Raw genomic sequence first — 2,738 nt, 5'->3', positions numbered from 1 at the left:
CCCCCAACCCCTCCCCGCAGGCGGGGAGGGGAGACAAAGCACAGCTTTGGCGGGGTGGGGTTCTTTTATTATGGGTAATTTGGCGGATATGATATTACGGCTCGTATGGCTAAAAAGATGCGATCGCTTTCTATATGTTTTCTTAATGGTGAGTTTGTGCCGGATGTTATTGATTTGTAATATGAGGTTTATGTGGTAATTAACTCGCCTCGCAGCACAGTTACCGCTTGTCCGGCGAGAAAGACGCGATCGCCCCCGTCATAATACACCTTCACCACGCCACCGCGACTAGATGCTTGATAAGCTAAGAACTCATTTTTGTGCAAGCGATCGCGCCAGAAGGAAGCTAGACAGCAATGAGCCGCCCCTGTAACTGGGTCTTCATTAACACCTAATCCTGGTGCAAAGAAGCGAGAGACGAAATCATATTGAGAATCAGAGTCAGTGAGGCTGGTGACAATAACATTAGAAATCGGTAAGGTTTTGAGTAGTTGAAAATTGGGCTGTATTTGCTGCACCAATTCTTCAGATTCCAATTCCACAAGATAACCTATTGAATTCTGCAAGACAGATTTGTAGGCTATACCCAAAGCTTGCTTGAGTTCTGGAGGAGCGACTGTTGCTTGTGAGTGATTTACTGGAAAATCTAACTCAATCCAATCACCTTGTAACTTCGCAATCAGCGCTCCACTTTTGGTATAAAACCGTGCAACTTCATCAGGTAACAAATGTCCCTCTGACCAAAGCACATGGGCACTAGCTAAAGTTGCGTGACCGCAAAGCGGAACTTCTACTGTGGGCGTAAACCAACGCAGATTAAAGCCATCATCCTGTCTGACTAGAAAAGCTGTTTCAGATAAATTCATTTCCTGCGCCACGTTTTGCATCCAGCGCTCATCTTGGGGAGTAGGCAAAATACAGACAGCAGCCGGATTACCTGCGAAAGGTGTATTGGTAAAAGCATCAACCTGAGTAATGATTTGTCCCATTAGATAGAGTCACCTTGAAAGTTAGATAACAATATATTTATCAGGAGTATATGAAAGATTTATGCATCGTAGTATTTTGTCAAGCTAGCTTTGAGGGTTTGTAGTAAAAATTTTAATGCTTAGAAAATAAGGACTTTAGTCCTTACTACGAAATTGTTTAATGAGAACCACTATATACAGTACCTTAGAAATTAGGAATACAATCTCTAAAAACTAGAATCAATGTTAAAGCAAACCGAAAACGTGAGGATAAAAATCTTCAGAAGCATCTTTGCTGCTGTCAACTTAGCGCTAATTTCTGGAGGATTAGTTAGTTGTGCTGTTGAAGCCCCGCAGCCACTTGCACCAATTGAGCAACAAAAACCAGAGTTACAACCTAACCAGAACGACAAAGATGACGACTACAAAGATGGCGACGACAAAGATGGCGATCGCAAAAATGATAAAGACGATGACGGTAAAGAAGATAACGACTAAATAAAGGCAAAATTATCACCTTTATCCTTTTTACATTTATGTTTATCCAACAAACTTCTACTTCCCTCATTGATACTTTACGCCAGCGACGGCAACAACTAGCCAACCTGATTGATTTTCCAGTAATTCTGTGGTCAGGTAGCAACAATCCACGCAACTTTCCCGCAAATCCCTTTCCGTTTCGCGCTAGCAGTCATTTCCTCTATTTCGCCGGACTGCCATTACCAAAGGCGGCAATTCGTCTAGAAGCGGGAAAACTAGAACTATTCATCGACGATCCGTCACCCAGTAGCGCCCTTTGGCATGGAGAAATGCCAACGCGCGAGGAAATAGCCGAGAAGATTGGGGCGGATGTGGCTCGACCAATGGCAGAATTAGAGTCTTGGGTAGACAATGCCGCCACACTTGCTGTCCAAGATGCAGCTACTTGGACGCAGCAATCGCAGGTGTTAAATAAATGGGTTTTACCACAAAGTCCTCCCCAAGGAATTGACTTGGAGTTAGCGAAGGCGATCGTTTCTCTCCGCCTCACTCACGATGATGGTGCATTAAGCGAGTTGCGAAAAGCTGCGGCTGTGACTGTAGAAGCTCACAAAGTTGGGATGGCAGCAACACCCCAAGCCAAACTAGAAGCAGAGGTTCGGGCAGCGATGGAAGGGGTAATTATTGCCCACAATATGACTACCTCTTACAACAGTATTGTCACTGTTCACGGTGAAGTTTTGCATAACGAGCATTATCACCATAGTTTGCAACCAGGTGATTTACTGCTTGCCGATGTTGGTGCTGAAACTGAGATGGGTTGGGCAGGTGATGTGACTCGCACGTGGCCAGTTTCGGGCAAGTTTTCATCTACCCAAAGAGATATTTATAATGTGGTGTTGGCAGCCCATGATACTTGCATTGCCAAAATCCAGCCTGGTGTAGAGTATGGGGATATTCACCTGCAAGCGGCTACAGCGATCGCGGAAGGTTTAGTAGAGTTAGGCATTCTACAAGGAAATCCCCAAGATTTAGTAGAGATGGATGCTCACGCGCTGTTTTTTCCTCATGGTATCGGTCATCTACTGGGTTTAGATGTGCATGATATGGAAGATTTAGGCGATTTAGCAGGGTATGAAGAGGGACGTGCAAGGAGCGATCGCTTTGGCTTAAGCTATCTCCGTTTAAATCGTCCCCTGCGTCCAGGAATGTTAGTCACAATTGAGCCTGGTTTTTATCAAGTACCAGCAATTTTAAATGATCCTAATGTCCGTTCAAAATATCAGAATG

Annotated in this window: 3 protein-coding genes; 2 read left to right on the top strand and 1 reads right to left on the bottom strand. The window is 44.4% G+C overall.

All coding sequences use genetic code 11. The features are described from left to right. Nucleotides 1-188: 188 nt before the first annotated feature. Nucleotides 189-989: a PhzF family phenazine biosynthesis protein gene (locus tag IQ229_RS22795; protein WP_194047663.1), complete on the bottom strand. Its 801-nt coding sequence runs from the start codon at nucleotides 987-989 to the stop codon at nucleotides 189-191. Between the two features lie 243 nt (nucleotides 990-1,232). Between IQ229_RS22795 and IQ229_RS22790 the strand changes: the two genes are divergently transcribed. After that, on the top strand, nucleotides 1,233-1,466 hold the full coding sequence (locus tag IQ229_RS22790) for a hypothetical protein (RefSeq protein WP_228013666.1): 234 nt from the start codon (nucleotides 1,233-1,235) through the stop codon (nucleotides 1,464-1,466). 38 nt (nucleotides 1,467-1,504) lie between these two features. Beyond that, the coding region (locus IQ229_RS22785; RefSeq protein WP_194047659.1) for an aminopeptidase P family protein at nucleotides 1,505-2,738 on the top strand (1,234 nt) is incomplete at its 3' end.

Origin of the sequence: Nostoc cf. edaphicum LEGE 07299 (assembly GCF_015207245.1) — a bacterium.
In the GTDB taxonomy this organism is placed as follows: Bacteria; Cyanobacteriota; Cyanobacteriia; order Cyanobacteriales; family Nostocaceae; genus Nostoc; species Nostoc edaphicum_B.
The sequence above is the reverse complement of the archived record's forward strand: the minus strand, read 5'-3'. Positions and strand labels throughout refer to the sequence as shown.